Origin of the sequence: Methanosarcina barkeri MS (assembly GCF_000970025.1) — an archaeon.
Taxonomy (GTDB): Archaea; Halobacteriota; Methanosarcinia; order Methanosarcinales; family Methanosarcinaceae; genus Methanosarcina; species Methanosarcina barkeri.
The window spans coordinates 1,449,300-1,469,508 of sequence record NZ_CP009528.1; the positions used below are offsets into that span (position 1 = coordinate 1,449,300).

Here is a 20,209-nt window from a genome sequence, read left to right on the forward strand (position 1 = left end):
ACGAAAAAGGGTTATGATTATGAATCTGCTTAAAATCAATGATCTTAAATGCCACTATCTAACTGACGTTGATACCATTAAGGCTGTTGATGGTATTTCTTTTGAGATTAAAGAAGGAGAAATTCTGGGTATTGTTGGAGAATCCGGCAGTGGTAAGACCACCGTTGCCCTCGTGATTATGGGGCTATTACCGGAAAATACAGCTATTTCCGGGGAAATTCTTTACAGGGATGAGCTAATCTCATCTTTGCCTGAACCTGAAATGAACAAATTCAGATGGAAGGATATTGCAATAGTTTTTCAGAATAGCCTTGAGGTGCTGAACCCTGTTATGAAAGTGGGCATTCAGGCAATGGAACCGATGATAAAGCACCTTGATATCAGCCCTGAGAAAGCACAGAGTAAATGTGCGGATCTGTTCAGGACGGTTGGCCTTGATCCTAAATGGATGGATTCATATCCGCATCAGCTATCCGGAGGTATGAGGCAGAGGGTTCTTCTGGCGATGGCTCTTTCATGCGACCCGAAATTGCTGATTCTCGATGAAGTTACTTCTTCCCTTGATGCATTTACCCGTAAGGAAATCAGAGACCTTCTTGTCGACCTTCAGAAGAATAACAGGTATACGATGTTAATGATCTCTCATGATATCACTTTTGTATCTTCTGTGGCATCCAGGATTGCTGTTATGTATTCAGGAAGGGTTGTTGAAACCGGGCCTGTAAGGGATATTCTTGTATCTCCCCGTCATCCTTATACAAGGGGCCTTGTCCACTCGACCCCGGATATTTTTGTTTATAAAGATTTATGGGGAATTCCCGGCGATGCACCTGCAGGGGACGGATTTAAGGGCTGTCCTTTCAGCCCGAGATGTACACAAAAAATCGATATCTGCAGTAAAGTTTCCCCGGTTCTGACGCCGATAGGAGATGGAAGGGAAATTGCATGCCATAGAGGAGGTATAGCAGACGTTCTGGTGGCTAAAAACCTGCGTTTCAGATATCGTCTACCTAATAAAGAATATCTTCAGGCAGTTGATAATGTTAATCTGGAAGTGAGGGAAGGAGAGGTTCTTGCAATTGTCGGCCAGACTGGTTCGGGAAAGTCAACACTTGCACATATCCTTGCAAATGTAATTAGGCCCGAGTGTGGAGAGGTATTGTTTATGGGCAGGAATGTTGTCGGGGAAAGCTATGGAAGCAGGTTCAATGGCATTCAAATAGTATTCCAGGACCCATTCAATTCAACCAGCAACAGGTTTACTGTGCTTGATGCAATCAAGGAGCCTCTTTATATCAATAATATCGGGTCCAATGGAGATAGACTGCAAATGGTTAAAAGTGCCCTTGAACTTGTTCGTCTTCCCAGTACTGACAATTTCCTCAGCAAATATTGCGGTGAACTCAGCGGCGGGCAGAGGCAGAGAGTTGCACTTGCAAGAGCAATGGTTATGGAACCAAAACTTCTTATTGCCGATGAGATAACGTCGGCTCTGGATGTTTCAACCTCTGCAAATATATTGCGTCTGCTAAAGGGCCTTCAGAACAGGAGAGGGTTTGCAATGATATATATTTCACATGATCTTTCCCTGACACTGAAGATTGCTGACAGGATAGCCGTTATGAATTCCGGAAAGATTGTCGAGATGGGGAATTCCCACGACGTTATGCTCTCACCTTCTGATGAGTACACAAAAAGACTTGTGGGTTCAAGAATCGGACTGTGCTGTCATACTCATTAAGAATCATGATCTTTATTCGTATTTACAATTCGTAAATCGGTACAGTTTATTACATTGGGAGCACAGAGTGTCACGAATACCTCGTTCTTTACAGGCTGTTCAGCAATTATTGGTAGTAATAAAAAGTGCTAAAAAAAACAAATAAGATCTTTAAATCAAAAAAGAAGGGGTTCTTTTATTACTGAAGGTAATTGTCGGACAGCTTGTAAGATAGCGTCGTAAAAGTTCAAGATTACCTATAACTTGGTCAATTTTCACGGCATAATTATTAAATTATTTATTCTGTTATAAATTTGTAGAATTGAAGCTCGATGGCTATACATGATTGATTAGAAACTCCAGATCTTTACGACTCTCTCATCACTATATCCAAAATTTAATATATCCTTTAACACAGTTAAGATATGAAGTCCTTACCAATCTTTTTAATACTCATTTTCTTTCTCACGTCTACTGCTTCTGCAACAGTTACTGTATTCCCAACCCCTCTTGGTGCAGGAAATCCTCCAGCAACAGCCCGGGTAAACTGCTCCTGCGGGAATAGTTATATTGATTATACAGCGGTAGCAGTTTCAAGTGATCCACGAACAGTACAATTTAAGGATCTCTCAAAAGGTAATGAGACATATGTCAGATGGAACTTTGGAGATGGAACCTCTCTCGAAGGCACAAATATTACTCCATCACTAAAAAATCCGGTACATACGTTTTCAAAGAATGGCTATTATATTAGTTGTATGACCACCAGGAATAGTTGTTGTGGTCAGAAGTTATGGGTTCATATGACTATTATTATTACTGACGAAAACACGACAGTGCCTTTTAAAGCTCCAATTGCTACTTTTTCGGCAGCTCCAACTTCAGGAGAAGCTCCACTAAAGGTTCAGTTTACTGACAAAAGTACACCATTTCCATATACTGATAAGAATACAGGAATTTCAACTTCATGGAAATGGAGTTTTGGAGATAGCACATATTCAACAGTTCAATATCCTGCACACACTTACAGTAAAGCAGGGAACTATACTGTCAGCTTAACAGTAAAAAATGCTATGGGTAGTGACACTAAAACAATAAAGAACTATATTGTTGCAAACGAGTTGAAAGCTCCAGTTGCTGCTTTTTCGGCATCCCAAACTTCAGGGAAAGCACCTTTAACTGTAAAATTTACTGACAAGAGCGCAGGATCACCAGCTTCATGGAAATGGAGCTTTGGAGACGGTTCAAGTTCATTCGCTCAGAATCCAACGCATAAGTATTCAAAAGCAGGAAAATATACCGTTAGCTTAACAGTCAAGAATGCTAGAGGCAGTAATACAGTAACAAAAACATACTATATAACAGTGATAGATAAACCTACTGCTGCATTCTCTGCGTCTCCAACTTCAGGAAAAACACCTTTAACTGTAAAATTTACTGACAAGAGCACAGGAATTCCGACGAAATGGCAATGGAGTTTTGGAGACGGTTCAAGTTCATTCGCTCAGAATCCGGTTCACAAGTATTCAAAAGCAGGAAAATATACCGTTAGCTTAACAGTAAAGAACGCTAAAGGCAGTGACACTAAAACAATAAAGAACTATATTGTTGCAAACGAGTTGAAAGCTCCAGTTGCTGCTTTTTCAGCATCCCAAACTTCAGGAAAAACACCTTTAACTGTAAAATTTACTGACAAGAGCACAGGAATTCCGACGAAATGGCAATGGAGTTTTGGAGATGGGTCAAGGTCATTCTCTCAGAATCCAACGCATAAGTATTCAAAAGCAGGGAAATATACCGTTAGCTTAACAGTAAAGAATGCTAGAGGCAGTAACACGGTAACAAAAACAGACTCTATAACAGTGATAGATAAACCCACTGCTGCATTCTCTGCGTCTCCGACTTCAGGAAAAACACCTTTAACTGTAAAATTTACTGACAAGAGTACAGGAATTCCGACGAAATGGCAATGGAGCTTTGGAGACGGTTCAAGTTCATTCGTTCAGAATCCAACACATAAGTATTCAAAAGCAGGAAAATATACCGTTAGCTTAACAGCAAAGAATGCTAGAGGCAGTAATACAGTAACAAAAAAATACTATATAACAGTGATAGATAAACCCACTGCTGTATTCTCTGCGTCTCCGACTTCAGGAAAAACACCTTTAACTGTAAAATTTACTGACAAGAGCACAGGAATTCCGACGAAATGGCAATGGAGTTTTGGAGATGGGTCAAGGTCATTCTCTCAGAATCCAACGCATAAGTATTCAAAAGCAGGAAAATATACCGTTAGCTTAACAGTAAAGAATGCTAGAGGCATTAACACGGTAACAAAAACAGACTCTATAACAGTGATAGATAAACCCACTGCTGCATTCTCTGCGTCTCCGACTTCAGGAAAAACACCTTTAACTGTAAAATTTACTGACAAGAGCACAGGAATTCCGACGAAATGGCAATGGAGTTTTGGAGACGGTTCAAGTTCATTCTCTCAGAATCCGGTTCACAAGTATTCAAAAGCAGGAAAATATACCGTTAGCTTAACAGTAAAGAACGCTAAAGGCAGTGACACTAAAACTATGTCTGAGTATATCGTAGTATCCTAAAAATTAATACCTTAAGTTGAAAAACAATATAGGACTTACGAGGTTGAACTAAGAAATCAATAGCATGAAACCCTCAACTGTCTACACCTTTAACCTATTGGCAAAGTTAATTGTGCTTGATTTTGTACTTTGAGTGCGTAAGTCCTACAATAAAACGGAGACTTTTTTATTGCATCGGGATCTTGAAGGGTCACGAGTAACCTATTCGTCACAGGCTGTCCGGGAATTGTCTCCAGTAATAAAATAATTCCTTCTTTTTTGATTCAAAGGTCTTATTTGCTTTCTTTTTAGCACTTTTTTATTACTAACAATAATTGCTGGACAGCCTGTTTAGGTTGGGGTGGCCGCCCGCAATTTGATTTTTAGGCTAGAAGTGGTTTTGTCAGCAGTATTCATTCAATTAACTCCCCTCTATTGCGGGAGTTACAGCATGTAACTATTTTTCAGATAAGCTCTCATTTAGCAACGCGTCCTAATATGTAGCTTACAGAGAGGAAGACGGCAATAGCAAGAATAGCGTAAATGGCAAAAAGCAAAAGTGAACCGTACTTACTCAGGATAGGATTTGTGTTATTTATCTGCTCGTTTGTCGGATACATAATGTCCTGCTTGTCATTGCTGTGATCCAAACCCAGAGCATGCCCCAATTCATGTTTTGCAATGGCGAGCATTGCAGTATCACTATATGGGACCCATTTTCCCCATTGAGAAAATCCAACTCCAAGCGTTATGTCTACGCGTATAAATCGCCCATTGACAATATATGGAATGGCATCACCTGCAACTCTAGGAGGAACACCCTGTTCTTTCTGAAGGTCTTCGACCCATCTTATTCTGATATCAGCTTTTTCGGAATCCACAATTTTAAAAACAGGGGTGTAATCCAGTTTTCCATTTCCTCCTTCTGCCCAGTAATTCAGAGCTTTTTGTACCTGTGTGTAATAGGTAGGACTATAATGTGGAGGAACACTTTTGTTATCTATATATACGGTGATAGGAGAATGATCCCAGGGATGATCTACAATTCTTGGATAATTAAACTCCGAAGCTGCCGGAGCAATGGGCAAAATAAGTACCGTCAACAACAGTAAAAAGAGTAATCTTATTCCATGCATACTGTTTCGGGTAATATGAATCTGCCTCCATATTATTATTAAATGATCCTTATTAATATGATCCTGAGAATTAATAAGATATTATCAACAAAACGCAATTAAAAGCAATTGCTGATCTACACAGGAACTAAGAGCAATCTGCAAAGAAGAAAAGTGAGACTATTGATCTGACTTTATTCTCTCTTTTTGCTTGCTAACCAATTTAAAAGTGAGACAATTGATCTGACTTCAGTCTCTCTTTTTGTTTGTTAACCAATTTAAAAGTGAGACATTAATCTGACTTCAGTCTCTCTTTTTGTTTGTTAACCAATTTGATTCGCTGTTCACAGAGGTCACTTCGCCTATGGTTTTCGTTTGTTCCCCTTCACTACTCCCTTTGCTAATATGTGAACGTACTTTCATGAAGTAAGCCAGGGCTGCAATGGGCAGGGCATAGCCTATTCCATATACTGCCAAATCTGTCTCTTGCGGTTCAAAGATAACGCTCAAGAAATTAACTCCCAGTACGACAATAGTAAGCCCCACGAGGTTTAATTCTAGCTCTTCGATATTGTTTACTTTTACCCATTCTGGTAAAGGTAGCGGCTGTATAAACAACTGGTATAGCCCGAAAGATGTAAGGAAAAGCACCGTACCGACTAAAAAGAGGTGTACAGTCTCCACAATTTCAACAATGATACTCTTCTCTGGACCTTCTTCTGATATTCCGTTAATGAGTTCTCCAATGAAATGAATAATATCTATGCCGCCTTTAACAAATAAGACGCAGGCAGCAATCGCCAGCCCTATCACTGGAATCAACACAAAAAAACGCATTCCTGCAATGAATTTTACAACTTTCATTGGCAGACTCCTGTTTTAAGGAATTTAATAAAAAAGTCTAACCTATCCTTCTTCAATGTAACTTCTCAATCATGGGCCATCTGGTCGAGAGCAGCTGCTATCGCCAGGATAAGTGCACTGTCCTGTCCGGGCTCAATCTCCACACCATAAGTATCTCTTATCCGGAACCATCTTTTTGAGACCTCTGCGACTTTTTCCCTCCCGGCTTCAATCTTATACTCATGGTCTAAAATATTACCCCGGACATCCATCTCAGGTCCATCTACGACTTCAACTTTCCAGCGGTCGCGAAGAGGTGAGATCAGAGCTTTTTTGATCGTTGCAACTGTTTTTCCATCCGCATCCTGGACGCCCATCGTATCCTTTATCCTGAGAAGTTTCTCCTGGAGTTTGTATACCTCATTACCCTGCTCATCCTTGATAATCAGGGTATCACGCAGGCGGAGAGCTTTGCCGTCCACATAGAATTCCCTTTTTCCAGTTTCGTTTTCTATCCGGTAGTCGTCTCCTATAGAAACAAGTTTTTCATGCATTTTGTAGCGTTGTATGCTTTCTTCTCCACGGCCCTTGAGACCGCCCATGATTCGTCTCATCAATAATCACTCCTTTTGTTTACTACATTTACGTACCTTTGAAGGCAGCTTATTTATTCTGTTATTAAATTAGGGAAGATTATACTGTTAGCTTACCGGCCCCAACAACCTGTGACACTGGGCCTTGTTTCCAATTATAGTCTAAGCTATGGCTCTCTTCAGGCTGCCCAGAAATTTTCCCCCACATAAATAAATGAATAAATATGCAGTACTAAATATGTATTATTTTATAATTTTAAAATTTATAATATAAATGAACTTCGTTTTACAAACTGCAGTTAAGCTGCCAGCTATTGATTTCTTATATTCCCATTTTTTATTACATCCTCATTTCCCGCAGATTTCTATTTCAGATAAAGCTTTAACCTTCAGGTGCTTCCGATTCCCTGCAAAAGCTTATCCATTATCTGATCAACTGTAAAGCTTGCCGCTTTCTGGCGTGGAGGAAATTCTTTGAATGTCTCCAGAAAATCTGCCACAACACCCTGGGATGGCACCAGCAGGAACGCGTGGTCCAGTAACCAGTCATAGTAGGTGTTTGAGGTCTGATCCGCCCTCTCATAAGGGTCTGTACGCAGGTTGAATATTTTCGGTATTCGCAGCGGGACAAAAGGTTCAGCCCATACCTGTAATGTACCGGTAGCGCGCTGCTCCATAAAGACCATTTTCCAGTTGTCATACCTGGAGCTACCAGGATACCTGTAATGTACCGGTAGCGCGCTGCTCCATAAAGACCATTTTCCAGTTGTCATACCTGGAGCTACCAGGTCTCCATCGTCAGAGAAGTAAAAGAACCCGATACGTGGAGATTTTTCCTCTTTCCCGGTCAGGTAAGGAAGCAGGTTATAGCCATCAAGATGCACTTTGAAAGTTTTGTCCTCTGCCTTGTAGCCTTTTTTGAGCTTTTCCTTGATATCCGGCTCTCCGGCTGCTGCAAGCAAAGTGGGCAGCCAGTCAAGATGGCTCACAATCTCGTTAGAAACCATGCCTGCCGGAATCTTGCCAGGCCAGCGCATTACTTCAGGCACGCGGAAAGCTCCCTCTCAGCAGGAATTTATCTCATTGCGGAATGGGGTCAGGCTGCATCGGGCCAGGTATTCATATTGGGTCCATTGTCTGTGCTGTAGACAACGATAGTGTCTTCTGCAATGCCCAAGTTCGTCCGGCAAATTCAAAATTACTCCCACCTGCCAGTCATGTTCAATCATGCGGTCATGGTATTCCGATTGCCAGCGCCCGGACTGCCCCTTAATCCTCTGGAATATGTACCCTGAATGCATCCAGGGTGTATTTAACCAGACAAAAAACGGTTTTCCAGCCGCATGCTTGCGTTTGATAAAATCAATGGCCGCATCCAGAAATTCCAGATCTACGGTTTCCATGCGTTTTCTGGTCAGCGGGCCGGTGTCCTCGATGCGACCGTCGGCATAGCTGTGGATTACACCCCTTGGGCCATAGTTTTTCCGGAAATTGGGATAATCTTTCTCAGAGGGATAGTCAGGTTTTTCCGGTTCCTCTTCAGCATTCAGGTGGTAGAGATTGCCATAAAATTCATCGAAACCATGGTTAGTGGGCAGATATTCGTCCAGGTCTCCAAAATGGTTCTTTCCAAACTGTCCTGTGGCATAACCCAGCGGTTTCAGCAGTTCGGCGATTGTAGGGTCTTCGGGATGAATTCCCTCTCTGGCTCCTGGTATTCCCACCTTGCTCAATCCTGTACAATACGCTCTGTCCTGTGATGAAAGCTGCTATCCCAGCAGTACAGCTCTGTTTCCAGTAAGAGTCTGTAAATCTGATACCTTCGTTTGCTATCCTGTCAATGTTTGGTGTTCTATATCTCATCAGCCCATCGCTGTAGCAGCTAAGGTTGGTGATTCCGATGTCATCTCTCCAGATGACCAGTATATTTGGTTTCTTTTCTTCCATTCTTATTCCCTCCAAATAGAATGGTTTATGGCTCGGTCGTTTATGGCTCGGTCGGCAATTTAAAGCAACCTTCCGAAATTTGATAGATAAAGTTAATTTTTTTCTTCGCTATACCCCGTTTATCTCACAATCGCATAATTTATCCATACTGCGGAACCCTTTGCTTTACCTAATTCTCGTTTCTCCTTTCGCGTTAGTTTTCCTTAGACCATGACAACGTTTAAACTTTCGGCCGCTGCCACAGGGACAGGGATCATTGCGCCCTGCCCGGGAGAAAGCATCTTCCAGAGCCATAATTCTCATAACTTCCGAAACCGGATAACCCCTGCGAATTAAGCCGGTCAGAATCTGTATCGGAAAGTCGATATGTCGGAAGAAAGCTTTCCAGCCCTCGCATAGGTAGTTCAGTCCGGTTTCTCCGGCAGGAGTGGTAAGGAAGCGGTTTTTAGGGCATTCTCCCTGGCAGGCAAAAAGTACCTCACATTCCCGGCATACCTGTGGGAGATTGTCGCGTTTGTTCTGTCCGAACCTGTACTGCTTTTCCAAAGCAGCAAGCTCAGAAATCTCTTTTTCCATAATATTGCCAAGCAGGTAGTCCGGTTCCACAAAATGGTCGCATGAGTAAAGATCGCCATTGTGCTCCAGAGCAAGCCCAGTACCGCACGTTTCCTCAAAAACGCACATTCCTGAAGGCATACCTAGCCATTTGCGTGCAGAAGCTTCAAAAGTTTGCACGAATACCTTTCCCACATCGTTTCTTACCCACTCGTCAAAAATGCGGCTCAAGAAACTGCCAAACTGCTCTGGCTGCACAGAACGGTCCGAAACTGTGTCTCCTCTCTGATAAAGAGTATGCCCCTTTTCATTGATTCGCTCTACAACCGGAATAAACTGCATCCAGTCTGTCCCTACTTCATCCCGAAGGAAGTGGTAGACTTCAAGTGGATAATCGGCATTGGCTCTATTTACTGTGGTCAGGACATTGTATTCAACGCCGTGTTTTTGCAGCAATCGAAGCCCCTTCATGACCTGGTCGAAAGTTCCATTCCCTTTTTTGCCCACCCTATAGGTGTCGTGCAATTCACGAGGACCGTCGATGCTGATCCCTATAAGAAAATTGTTTTCCTTAAAAAACCGGCACCATTCGTCATCCAGCAGCGTGCCGTTTGTCTGCATCGTGTTTTCGAAAGTCAGGCCAGGCTTTCTGTATTTTTCCTGCAGTTCTATTGCACGCCGATAAAATTCAACTCCCATAAGCGTGGGTTCCCCTCCCTGCCAGGCGACGGTTACCTGCGAGCTTTGGTGAGCTGTGATGAGTTGCCGGATGTAGTTTTCCAGAACTTCATCTGACATGCGGAACTTGCTGCCTGGGTAGAGTGCTTCTTTAGTCAGGAAGAAGCAGTAGGAGCAGGCAAGGTTGCAAATTGCTCCTGTTGGCTTTGCCAGCACATGAATTCTGGGAGGCAGATAGTTTTGTGTCATTCAGTATTTTCCTCCCTGCGTCGGAATAACTAGATATAACGTACAGCGCGTTACCGGCAAAAACGTTCTAGAACCTGTGGGCCTTGATGATAATAATTCTCCCTCTTTCTAAATAACTGGGAGTCCCCTGGTTCCTGGGATGTATTTCCGTTTATTGCCTTGCCATGACCATGCGTGTTTCAGCTTCCTTGTCCTCGATTAGTTTGCCACTCACGTCCACATTTACGCTGTAGATCTTGCCTGTGAACTCAAAAGGAGGCTCGTAATCAGGTGTAACTGGTGCTCCATGAGCTGAGCCACAGGTAATCCCACTGGTTAGCCCGAGTACAAGCGGAGTCGTTACAGGGACCTCAGACTGGCCGACTAATTTCCCGTCTATATAGAGCTGAGCCTTTCCAGGTGTCCCCTTACCATTGGTAACATCTGGCTTACCGGTCACCTCAAACTCGAAGCGAAGTTGATGCCGTCCTTCTGGAACATTTTCTCCGGATTCTACATGATAAAGAGCCTTGGCTACATAGTTATGTACCCAGTGCAGCTTTCCACCTTTAATATAAAACGAATAGCCGGCATCGATACCACCATGGGCAAGCAGGATGCCTTCAGCACCCTCTGGTGGAATCTCTACATCGGCAGTGATGCTGTGTGCACGGTTAAGAACATTGACAGCTGCGTTTGCGGGAACTGGCTGAGTTCCGGGATAATAAACGTAGTTAATCCGATCGGCTGCAATCTGTGGCCGTTCATCAGCAAGGCGCAGCACTCCTCGGGCATCGATAGGCAGCACATTATATTTTCCTGCCTCTGCATACCAGGTAGTAATCATCTCGATTAACTTCGGCCGGTTTTCTGCAGCTACATTTTCGTTCTCTGTCCAATCCTTTTGAACATTGTAAAGTTCCCAGCCTTTTGCATCCAGCTCGGTCAACTTTTCTGCAGTAATCGGTTCACCAAAGGGTTTTCCTGCTTCAGTAAATGAAGGACCAGGCCATGGGCATACGGCACGCCAGCCATCATGATACAGGGAGCGGTGGCCCATCATCTCGAAATACTGGGTGTGGTGCCTGGTAGGTGCACTGGCATTGTCGAGAGTATACGCAAAACTTACGCCTTCAATAGGCGATTGGGTTACACCTTTGATAGCAGTCGGAGGTTCGATTCCCAGGCAGTCCAGAACTGTGGGTACCATATCGATAACGTGTGCATACTGATTTCGGACTTCGCCTCTTGCCTTTATTCTTCTGGGCCAGTGGACTATGAAGGGGTCGCTGACACCGCCACGGTATGTTTCACGTTTCCAGCGGCGGAAGGGCGTGTTTCCAGCAAAGGTCCAGCCCCAGGCATAGTGGTTGAAGGTCTCCGGGCCCCCTAGCTTATCCAGCAATGAGAGGTTCTCCTCTAGCGACTCAGGCACGTTGTTGAAAAATAAATTCTCGTTGACCGATCCCGCAGAGCCGCCTTCGGAGCTGGCACCATTGTCGGAAATCACCATGATTAAGGTATTTTCAAATTCACCAGTGTCTTTCAGAAACTGCAGCAACCTGCCGATGTGGTAATCGGTGTGCTCCAGAAATCCGGCAAAGACTTCCATCATGCGGGCATAAAGCTTCTTTTCTTCCGGAGAGCATTTTTCCCAGGGCTTGACATCCGGGTCATGGCGAGATAGTTTTGCATCTTTTGGAACGATGTCCAGTTCTTTCTGCCGTGCGAATGTTTTCCCCCTGTAAGCCTCCCAACCGTCATCGAATTTCCCTTTGTATTTGTCTGCCCATTCCTTAGGAACATGATGAGGAGCATGCATGGCTCCTGTGCAGAAATACATGAAAAAAGGCTTGTTTGGAGCTACCTGTTTGGCATCGGCAATGAACTGAATAGCTTTGTCCGTCAGGTCCTCATTCAAGGTGTAACCTTCTTCGGGAGTCCCGGGTGGGTTTACAGAATGATTATCACAGGTCAGCTCAGGGTAATACTGGTGAGTTTCACCTCCCAAAAAGCCATAAAAGCACTCAAAACCTCTTCCTAAAGGCCAGCGGTCATAAGGTCCGGCTGCCGAGATCTGGTCTGCAGGCGTCAGATGCCATTTGCCTATAGCATAAGTATTGTATCCATGCTCGAGAAGGATCTCCGACAAAAAGCCATTTTCAAAAGGTATATAGCCGTTGTAGCCGGGATGGCCTGTTGAACCCTCTGTAATACAGGCCATGTTGTTTGAATGGTGATTTCTGCCGGTCAATATGCATGAACGGCTAGGAGAGCAAAGCGCAGTCGTATGCATATTACTGTAAATGAGGCCTCCCGCAGCCAGGCTGTCCAGGTTTGGTGTCTGGATAGGGCTGCCATAACACCCAAGTTGTCCAAAGCCTGTGTCGTCCAGCACAATGAAAAGTACATTTGGAGCCCCCTCTTTGGCGCGCAGTGGTTCCGGCCAGGCTGGTTCAGACTTGTCAAACGTGCGCCCGATTACGCCTGGAAAAGTGGTTCCTGATTTGTATTCTTTTAGTGGCATTTGTCCCCCTATCATATTAAAATTCATAAAAAATTTATATAATTAAGGGTGTGAAGAGGAACTGAATTTACCCTGCACCCCACTCGTTTTCTTCTTGAATTTTTGTTCTTGACTTATTTTTGTTTTCGACTTAAACTAAATTACGGAAAAACTAATTTTCTCAGAGAGGCGCTTTTTCGATCAAATTTTAGCGTGCTGGAGCTGCTTCTTCTTCAACAAATGTCTCATGCAGCTTTTTCTCTTCTTCTGCGGACAGATTGGTAGCAATGACTTCAAACTTGAATTGTTTCATGGCATCTGCGACTCTATCTTCTACAGCATCACTGGTCATCAAAAAGAGAGCTGAAGTGCCTTCAGTCACTTTGCTGCGCACTGACTTTATGAAATCATCACTGATACCCACATGAGACATGGAACCTGCAAGTGCGCCCATTGCTGCCCCAACAACAATACCAAGTATAGGAACAAAGAAAATCAGGCCAAAAAGCATACCCCAAAAAGCTCCACTCAATGCGCCCACACCTGCTAAATTGTGCAGTTGCTCTGTTTTTGGCTTCTTTTTCCCTTCAGGCCAGGTAACTATGGCTGCGTCATGCAGGTTGATTAATTGTCTCTTGCTTAAGTCCTCAACCACGTGAAGCGCTTTTTGGGCGCTGTCGGCGGTATCAAACTCCAGAACTGTTAAAGTTGCCATTACTCAAACCTCTTTTATGTTGCATACTTCGTTGATTATTGTGCTTTCGTGTCAGTTCACCAATCGAGATGAGACCATAATCTCCACTAGCTTTTTGTAAATCTTGAAAAACCTGGGTTAATCATGTCTTCTTCTCTAGGTTACTCATTTTCTGCTGTCTTAACAACAGCAGCACAGTAGCCAGGAAAAAACCCTACTTAAATTCCTCAAGCCATTTTTGTCCGAGGTCAGGGAATAGCCAATTTATTACAGGAAAGCCCATTGTGTGATTCAGTATGATTTTTCACACAATGTGATCTTACGTCTCTTCCATACTCTGATATTATACTCTGATATTATACTCTGATATTATACTCTGATATTATACTCTGATGTCATATTCTGATATATTTCTACAGACTCCGCTGTCCAGATCTAGGTGAATCAATTTAAATTATCTTTTTTTGAATTATAGGTTTCAACCCGGATGCTGAGAATCCATCAGAATCCATCAAATGAGGTCTCATTAAGAAAATCGCTTTCCGGTATCTATCATTACTTTTACTGTTGTAATCCCCCAACTAAACCTTCGAGATTTTCCCCCAAGCTCATCGTTTAATAATTCATTTTATATAATTATTTTTTTATACATATTACCTTATGCGTATTGATTTATTTTACCAAGTATAACGAAATAAATTGCTATTCAAAAAAGCTGATTCTACATTTACTAAGGATGCCAACAAAGCCTGTGAATTAGATTCTTCCACCCATTCGCTAGCAAGTTTTACTTCATGAAACCATTCGTTAGTAGGTTTTACTTCATGGACTAAAATTCGTTGTAAGTCAAACCATAATATTGATTTATTATTTTGCTCGTAAGTTTTTATCTTCTGTTCTAAAGCCCAATTATAGACAAATATTCTAAAGTCCAATTATAAACAAATATACAAGCTCCAAAATAAATGTTTATAAGTCTTTTTTGACCTTTTTTAGGATAGATTCGGTATTTATAGGCTTTTCACATCTATAACAATAGGCTTTAAATAAATAATTTTTTTAAAGGTTATTTTTTGAAGTTGACGGCTTTCATCTACTACCTGCCACCTTCCGGTTCTTACCGAAAGTTGCCGAGGAAGTGAACTTCTCGCCTTAGAGCTAAAATGTGAACGTGAACGGTGTGTTGACTTAAAACTCAGTCCTTTCATTGGACATTTCCAGGGCTCTTTATAGTTAAATTACTCCAAGCTGCATTAGCCGGGCAACGGATATCAGTATGATTCCTGTTGTCAGCCTTATTTCCACTCTCCATCTTTCCCTGAATTCGGTGACTTTATTCGGGCTGAGTCCGAAAGCAAGGAGGAGGCCAAGAACTATTACTGGAAGCAGAAGTCCTATATGGTAAATACCAATATATAACGTTCCTCTGGCAATATCGGTTTTTGTTGCCAGGATGCTCAGGAGTGAGAGAAAGATTGCTCCTACGCAAGGAGCCTTGACCAGAGAAAACATGCTTCCTGATAGGAAGGACAGCGACACAAGGCTGTTCTGGTCCATTTTGCCCATAAAGTTTTTTAAGGGCTTGGGAGTCCTGAAAGTAGTTCTCGCATGTTTTTTCAGCCAGTAGCCATCAAAAATATGCCAGAAGCCGAGCAGGGCAATGATAAGGATTGAAGCTCCTATAAAACTTTCCTGGATATCAGGCAGGAAATTAACAACGCTGAGGATGCCTATTCCGGCAAGCATATACATGGCAAAGATTCCTGCCGAAAAACCAAGTGTAATTTTGAGCATATCCTTTCTTCTTCCATGCTTGGCAAGTGTAACTGAAGCAAGAAAAGCCATTACCGCAAGGAGGCAGGGGTTAAAACCCGCAAGAATGCCTGCTGCCAGAAGTAAGAAGGGGCTGATTTTTTCAAAGTGCTTGTTTTTTCCGTCTCGAGTCTCTGTCATGGGGAGCGCGAGATTCTCGGCAAGAAGTGTAGAAGGTATCTGAGTTTCCGTCAGAAAAAACCCTGCTGTGCTTAGATATATTTCATAAAAACCGCCCGTCACCTGTCCTCCAGATACCGTGGCTGAAGCGATGGATACAGGGGTCAGTAACAAAAAAATGCAGACCAGCGCAAAAATTCCTTTGTGTACAAACAACTTAGGCACATTTTTCTTGTTCATATCTTTTTCCAGAACTATTTTATAACATGATTTTAAACATCCGGGACCAAGACACATAATCTCTACTGAAATTCAGATTTTTACTCGTTTTAATTTTCTTATTGAAAGAGAGAGTCTGTATCCAGATTGAGTTTTCTTTCGTTAATTTTTTCTTTTATAGTAAAAAAATTATTTATTGATAACAATTATTTCTTTTGATTTTACTAATTAGTGCGATACTTTATGTGATACTTTTAGCCTTAATTTGTGGATATATATTAATTTTATTGTGAAGCTGATTCCGTAAATTAAAAATTACTTTTCAGAATTCCGTACCTTCTCTTTTTTGCTGCAATTACTGAATTAGCACTTATTTCCTCTCTGATAACTAAATAAAGTTTTTCTGGGCCATATTCTTCATCAATAATATAAAATAATGCTTTTCCTTTCTACTTAATTTGTTTTAATAACCAAGTGCACGTTTTATATTTAATTTATATTTATATTTAATACTTTTACTTTTTTGTGGCAAAAAGAGGAAGAAACGTTTAATTTAAAACCGTTTTTATAAAATATTCAATTTAGGAGTCCCACTTATCATGAAATTTTATATACAGTAAACACAATATTCAATTTTGTATAATGATTCGTTAAGCATCCTGATGTTTGTATATATCAGCATTTTTACAATATAAATTTAGTAATTTTTGAAAATATTTCTATCATTTCGTAGAAATATAAGTTTGCAGAGATGATTTAATTGGCTAGTAGTGCAAGGAAAAAGTTTATCATTATAGGATTTCTTCTAATGACTGTTTTACTTATCTACATCTCTCTTCCCATAATTATTCCTTTTATTTTCACAGGATCAACAGCACCGTTTTTTGTAATACATAACGATGATAGAAAAAGTCATGAAGCAGCAGTTGAAGTGTTTGATCAAAATAACAAATCAGTGATAAACGAAACATATAGCCTTGAACCTAAAAGTGATTTCTCACAATCTCGTCCTTTAAGTTTAAAGTTATCCTGGGAAAAAAAAGAGTATATATTTAAGGTAACTATGGATAAAAAAATTACAAATATGACTAAAGTGGAAATTCCAAATCGTCGTACTTCTGTATACATACGTTTATACTACAAAAACCACGGAGATATTCCTCACATGGACTATGAATCCCCTAAGATAATTCCTATTTTCATTCAAACTGTAGAACGGATGTGCTAAGAAACTATTAAAAAATGTAGATATCAGTTGAAAGAAAATTTTGATAAAAACCTATAACCCGATGGTATTATCGAAACAATGGTTCAAGTAATAAAGTCAAGTAATAAAGTCAAGTAATAAAGTCAAGTAATAAAGTCAAGTAATAAAGTCAAGTAATAAAGTCAAGTAATAAAGTCAAGTAATAAAGTCAAGTAATAAAGGATTGATATAGAGATTGATATATAACTACATAAATAAAAATCTAATAAAAATAGAAATCCAATAAAAATAAAAGTCCAATAATAATTCAATAGAAGTAAAAATCCGAGAAAAAGTGTTTAATCTACAAATCTCTGAAGATTTTTCAGAGTATTTTCTCCGGAATTTTAAACTATTTCTCAGAATATTTTATTAGAGTAGTATCTCTGAATTATCAGAGTACTTTTTCCATGATGCTCAAGGCTTTTTCGATATCCTTCATTGAAGCCGCATAGGAAATTCTGATATGTCCGTCTCCTTCGCTTCCAAAGGCTGTGCCGGGAGTAACAACAACACCGTTTGAGATAAATTTCGAGGCAACCTCTGCGGAATTCTGGACTTTTGGGAAAGCGTAGAAAGCACCTTTCGGAAGGGCACATTCCATTCCTAGATCATTCAGCCCTTTTACAAGCACGTCCCTGCGCTTTCTGAACTCTTCTCGCATGGCCTTGATAGAGTCTTTGGGTCCTGTCACTGCTGCATAAGCAGCTTTCTGAGCGATTGAGTTGGCGCAAGCCTGGAAGTACTGGTGCACCTTAAGCATCTGGCCTATGTAGTCTTTTCTGGCTGCCACGTACCCTAGTCTCCATCCGGTCATGGCATAGCTCTTTGAGGTCGCATTTACGGTAATCACATTGTCCGAATAGCTGGCAGGGCTTACGTGTTCCCCTTCGTAAACGAAGTACTCATAGACCTCGTCGGAAACAATGGTTATATTGTGGTCATCTGCGATCTCAGCCAGGGCTTTTATATCTGCCCTGCTTGCGACTGTACCTGTGGGATTTGAAGGAGAATTAAGAACGATGACTCGGGTTTTCGGAGTGATTTTCTCAAGCACGGCCTCAGGCTTCATAGTAAGGTCTTCGGCAAGGGGAACACCTACGGCTTTACCACTAAGGATTTCGGTCAGTGCATTGTAAGAAACGAAGCCAGGGTTTGAGATAAGGACCTCATCCCCATGGTTTAAAAGGGCTGCAAGGGCAATTGTAAGAGCTTCCGATGCTCCAGAAGTTACAATTATTTCCTCAGGGGAAACCGAGAACCCATTCTCTTCCTGGAACTTGGAACTCAGGGCCTCTCTTAACTCCGGAATTCCCGGACCGACCGTATAACCCGTAAAGCCTTCGTTTATAGCTTCTATTGCCGCGGCCTTAATATGCTCCGGGGTGTCAAAATCAGGCTGTCCCAGCCCAAGGTTGATAGCGTCCGAGCCCGCAGCTTCAAAAATCTTCCTGATTCCTGAGGTATCTATTCGGGCTACGTTCTCTGAAAACTTTATTTCCTTCAAATTAGGTTCTCCTGTATCCCTATAAATTAATTATTTTTATGTACCTTCTGCTTTCTGGCGATTAAGGCTCTCTCATTCGATATTCGTATGTCTCGACTTCAGTTCGACTTCAGAGGCGCCTGTAAGCGTAATAAGCTGAGAGATTATCGAGTCAAGGAAAATAAGCGATGTAATTTCAAAAGATGTACCCAGTGGAGGCATGGTTTTGTAACCTCCCCGTATGTTTCTTTCAAGGTAGCCATATGTATCAGAGTCATTTTTAGTCTTGCTTGGAAGAATCATAGTAACATCCGAGATTCTACCGAGTGTGGATTCTTTTTTAGAGGTAACCGTTATGAGGGTTGAGCCAATATCTTTCACTATTTTTCCGAGATCAGCTATAGAGTGGGTTTCTCCTGACCCTGAAATGGCAATCACTACATCCTCCGGCCGGACAGCAGGAGTTGTGGTTTCGCCAACCACATACACACTGAATCCGAGGTGCATAAGCCTCATTGCAAAAGCTTTGGCAACAAGCCCGGATCTTCCGGCCCCCATCAGAAAGATTCTTTTGCTTTCCAGAATTTTCTGGATCATCAATTTTATGTTTTTTCTGTCAAGTTTATCAATTATCTCACTGAGGTTTACTGAAATCATTTTCATTGATAATAGTACATCTTCGCAGTCGTTTACCTGAACTTTTTCCATATGAGTTCTCCGAAAAACATTGAGTTAAGTGCCTGGTTAAATGCTTAATTCTATAATAATTAATTGATTAAATTTTATTTACCTGCTTATGTCAATGATATTTATCTGTCTATGTTAATAATAATAATATTTACCTCTATGTTATATGAAAAATGCTCCTGAAATACCTTTACCAAAACCCTTTTTCAAATTTACAGTCGGATCTCAGGGTAAAGTTCGGAAGCCTTCTGTTAACTTTGCCGTAATATCAGCAGTTCAGGTTTTACCTGCTTGTTTGCGACTCAGTTTTATAATTAATAGCTTTCAGTTCCCAGTTCTCAATATTATTTTTAAATTCGTAATAGAGCCTCTGGATATCACAGTCATTCCCATTCCAATAAAAGTCTTTACGCGTTTCTCCTTTTTGGAGCTCTTCAAGTATAAATTTTGATAGGTGGAAAAGGGCTTTTTTATTGGAAAAAGGAATACTATAATTTACGCGATAACCACCAGATGTTTTTCCATAGGACACGAGTGTGTACCCTTTACTCTCATATTCCGTAATCTCATCAAAACTGCAGACAATTTCAAACTCATGGACTGTAGACTGGTCAACTTTTGAAATTCCGATTAGTACCTGCGCTATAATATAATCAGGAACTTTCCGTCCAAACCATACGGCGATTTTCCCGTAAGTACAGACTAAGTTGACGTCATTCCTGCCCATCTCAAAGGAGCCTAGAGACTGGGGAGGGTAGATTATAACTTCCGAGTCTTGGGTCTTCTGGGCACACATTGCTTCCACTTCGTTTACTTACTTGCAGAGACAAGTGCACTTATGAGATTCCGATCTTTCTTAAGGGTTTTGAGCTGGTTTGCAGGCCCTATTACCGTAAGTCTCTTACTGCTCTGTCTTTTGAAAATTTTACCAAGAAATGAACCGTCCGTATTTGCAGGATAACTTTGCATCTCTATGCCCGAAAAAACATCAGGCTGGATCGCTGACATTGTCATTTCTATAAGCTTTGCTTCCTCCATTGGGTTCAGGCCCTTTTCAAGCACTAGAATTTTACCTTTTCGTACCTCATCGATTATGTATCTGACTTTTTCCATTGAAGCCATCTGAGAGATTCTGGCTTCGGATATCAAATCAAGCTGAATTCCCTGCATGT

At 41.4% G+C, this 20,209-nt stretch carries 17 protein-coding genes and 1 pseudogene; 3 read left to right on the forward strand and 15 right to left on the reverse strand.

Going from position 1 to position 20,209, the window contains the following annotated elements; genetic code table 11:
• Positions 1–19 precede the first annotated feature (19 nt).
• Positions 20–1,741 (forward strand): dipeptide ABC transporter ATP-binding protein, encoded by a 1,722-nt coding sequence (locus MSBRM_RS05855; RefSeq protein WP_048123053.1) that lies wholly within the window; start codon positions 20–22, stop codon positions 1,739–1,741.
• Between the two features lie 404 nt (positions 1,742–2,145).
• The gene (locus tag MSBRM_RS05860; protein WP_052712719.1) at positions 2,146–4,329 is read left to right on the forward strand and encodes a PKD domain-containing protein; all 2,184 of its coding nucleotides are present in this window, start codon (positions 2,146–2,148) and stop codon (positions 4,327–4,329) included.
• Positions 4,330–4,784: 455 nt separating this feature from the next.
• Here the strand turns inward: MSBRM_RS05860 and MSBRM_RS05865 are convergent, their stop codons facing one another.
• The 11 genes and pseudogenes from MSBRM_RS05865 to MSBRM_RS05905 all read right to left on the reverse strand — a co-directional run bounded on the left by MSBRM_RS05865 (position 4,785) and on the right by MSBRM_RS05905 (position 15,696).
• Entirely contained in the window at positions 4,785–5,396 is a 612-nt protein-coding gene (locus MSBRM_RS05865) for a matrixin family metalloprotease (protein WP_230669067.1), read from the reverse strand.
• A gap of 330 nt (positions 5,397–5,726) precedes the next feature.
• On the reverse strand, positions 5,727–6,287 hold the full coding sequence (locus MSBRM_RS05870; RefSeq protein WP_048155010.1) for a YqhA family protein: 561 nt from the start codon (positions 6,285–6,287) through the stop codon (positions 5,727–5,729).
• Positions 6,288–6,352: 65 nt separating this feature from the next.
• Positions 6,353–6,880, reverse strand: a complete 528-nt coding sequence (locus MSBRM_RS05875) for an LURP-one-related/scramblase family protein (RefSeq protein ID WP_048118963.1) — start codon at positions 6,878–6,880, stop codon at positions 6,353–6,355.
• 368 nt (positions 6,881–7,248) lie between these two features.
• On the reverse strand, positions 7,249–7,908 hold the full coding sequence (locus MSBRM_RS21870; RefSeq protein ID WP_329957110.1) for an alkaline phosphatase family protein: 660 nt from the start codon (positions 7,906–7,908) through the stop codon (positions 7,249–7,251).
• Positions 7,909–7,923: 15 nt separating this feature from the next.
• The gene (locus MSBRM_RS21875; RefSeq protein ID WP_329957111.1) at positions 7,924–8,583 is read right to left on the reverse strand and encodes a sulfatase-like hydrolase/transferase; all 660 of its coding nucleotides are present in this window, start codon (positions 8,581–8,583) and stop codon (positions 7,924–7,926) included.
• Positions 8,584–8,662: 79 nt separating this feature from the next.
• A pseudogene (locus MSBRM_RS21880) lies at positions 8,663–8,806 on the reverse strand (hypothetical protein); the annotation flags it as partial.
• Between the two features lie 165 nt (positions 8,807–8,971).
• Positions 8,972–10,288, reverse strand: coding sequence for an anaerobic sulfatase maturase (locus tag MSBRM_RS05885; protein ID WP_048155013.1), 1,317 nt, complete (start codon positions 10,286–10,288; stop codon positions 8,972–8,974).
• Between the two features lie 151 nt (positions 10,289–10,439).
• Entirely contained in the window at positions 10,440–12,794 is a 2,355-nt protein-coding gene (locus MSBRM_RS05890; protein ID WP_048155015.1) for an arylsulfatase, read from the reverse strand.
• 187 nt (positions 12,795–12,981) lie between these two features.
• Complete coding sequence (locus tag MSBRM_RS05895; protein WP_048118953.1) at positions 12,982–13,488, reverse strand: DUF1269 domain-containing protein; 507 nt, start codon at positions 13,486–13,488, stop codon at positions 12,982–12,984.
• Positions 13,489–14,365: 877 nt separating this feature from the next.
• Complete coding sequence (locus MSBRM_RS21885; RefSeq protein ID WP_080943734.1) at positions 14,366–14,470, reverse strand: helix-turn-helix domain-containing protein; 105 nt, start codon at positions 14,468–14,470, stop codon at positions 14,366–14,368.
• 230 nt (positions 14,471–14,700) lie between these two features.
• On the reverse strand, positions 14,701–15,696 hold the full coding sequence (locus MSBRM_RS05905) for a cytochrome c biogenesis CcdA family protein (RefSeq protein ID WP_230669069.1): 996 nt from the start codon (positions 15,694–15,696) through the stop codon (positions 14,701–14,703).
• A 682-nt stretch (positions 15,697–16,378) separates the two neighbouring features.
• Here MSBRM_RS05905 and MSBRM_RS05910 point away from each other — a divergent pair.
• Entirely contained in the window at positions 16,379–16,846 is a 468-nt protein-coding gene (locus tag MSBRM_RS05910) for a hypothetical protein (RefSeq protein WP_230629233.1), read from the forward strand.
• Between the two features lie 412 nt (positions 16,847–17,258).
• On the opposite strand, the gene MSBRM_RS20115 is transcribed toward MSBRM_RS05910, so the two are convergent.
• The 4 genes from MSBRM_RS20115 to MSBRM_RS05930 form a co-directional block, all read right to left on the reverse strand.
• Complete coding sequence (locus tag MSBRM_RS20115) at positions 17,259–18,371, reverse strand: pyridoxal phosphate-dependent aminotransferase (RefSeq protein ID WP_048118947.1); 1,113 nt, start codon at positions 18,369–18,371, stop codon at positions 17,259–17,261.
• Between the two features lie 72 nt (positions 18,372–18,443).
• On the reverse strand, positions 18,444–19,058 hold the full coding sequence (gene hxlB, locus MSBRM_RS20120; RefSeq protein ID WP_048155018.1) for a 6-phospho-3-hexuloisomerase: 615 nt from the start codon (positions 19,056–19,058) through the stop codon (positions 18,444–18,446).
• Between the two features lie 262 nt (positions 19,059–19,320).
• The gene (locus tag MSBRM_RS05925) at positions 19,321–19,833 is read right to left on the reverse strand and encodes a hypothetical protein (RefSeq protein WP_048118942.1); all 513 of its coding nucleotides are present in this window, start codon (positions 19,831–19,833) and stop codon (positions 19,321–19,323) included.
• Between the two features lie 14 nt (positions 19,834–19,847).
• Positions 19,848–20,207 carry a DUF2073 domain-containing protein gene (locus MSBRM_RS05930; protein ID WP_048118941.1) on the reverse strand — a complete coding sequence of 120 codons (360 nt, stop codon included), beginning with the start codon at positions 20,205–20,207 and terminating at the stop codon, positions 19,848–19,850.
• Positions 20,208–20,209: the final 2 nt, after the last annotated feature.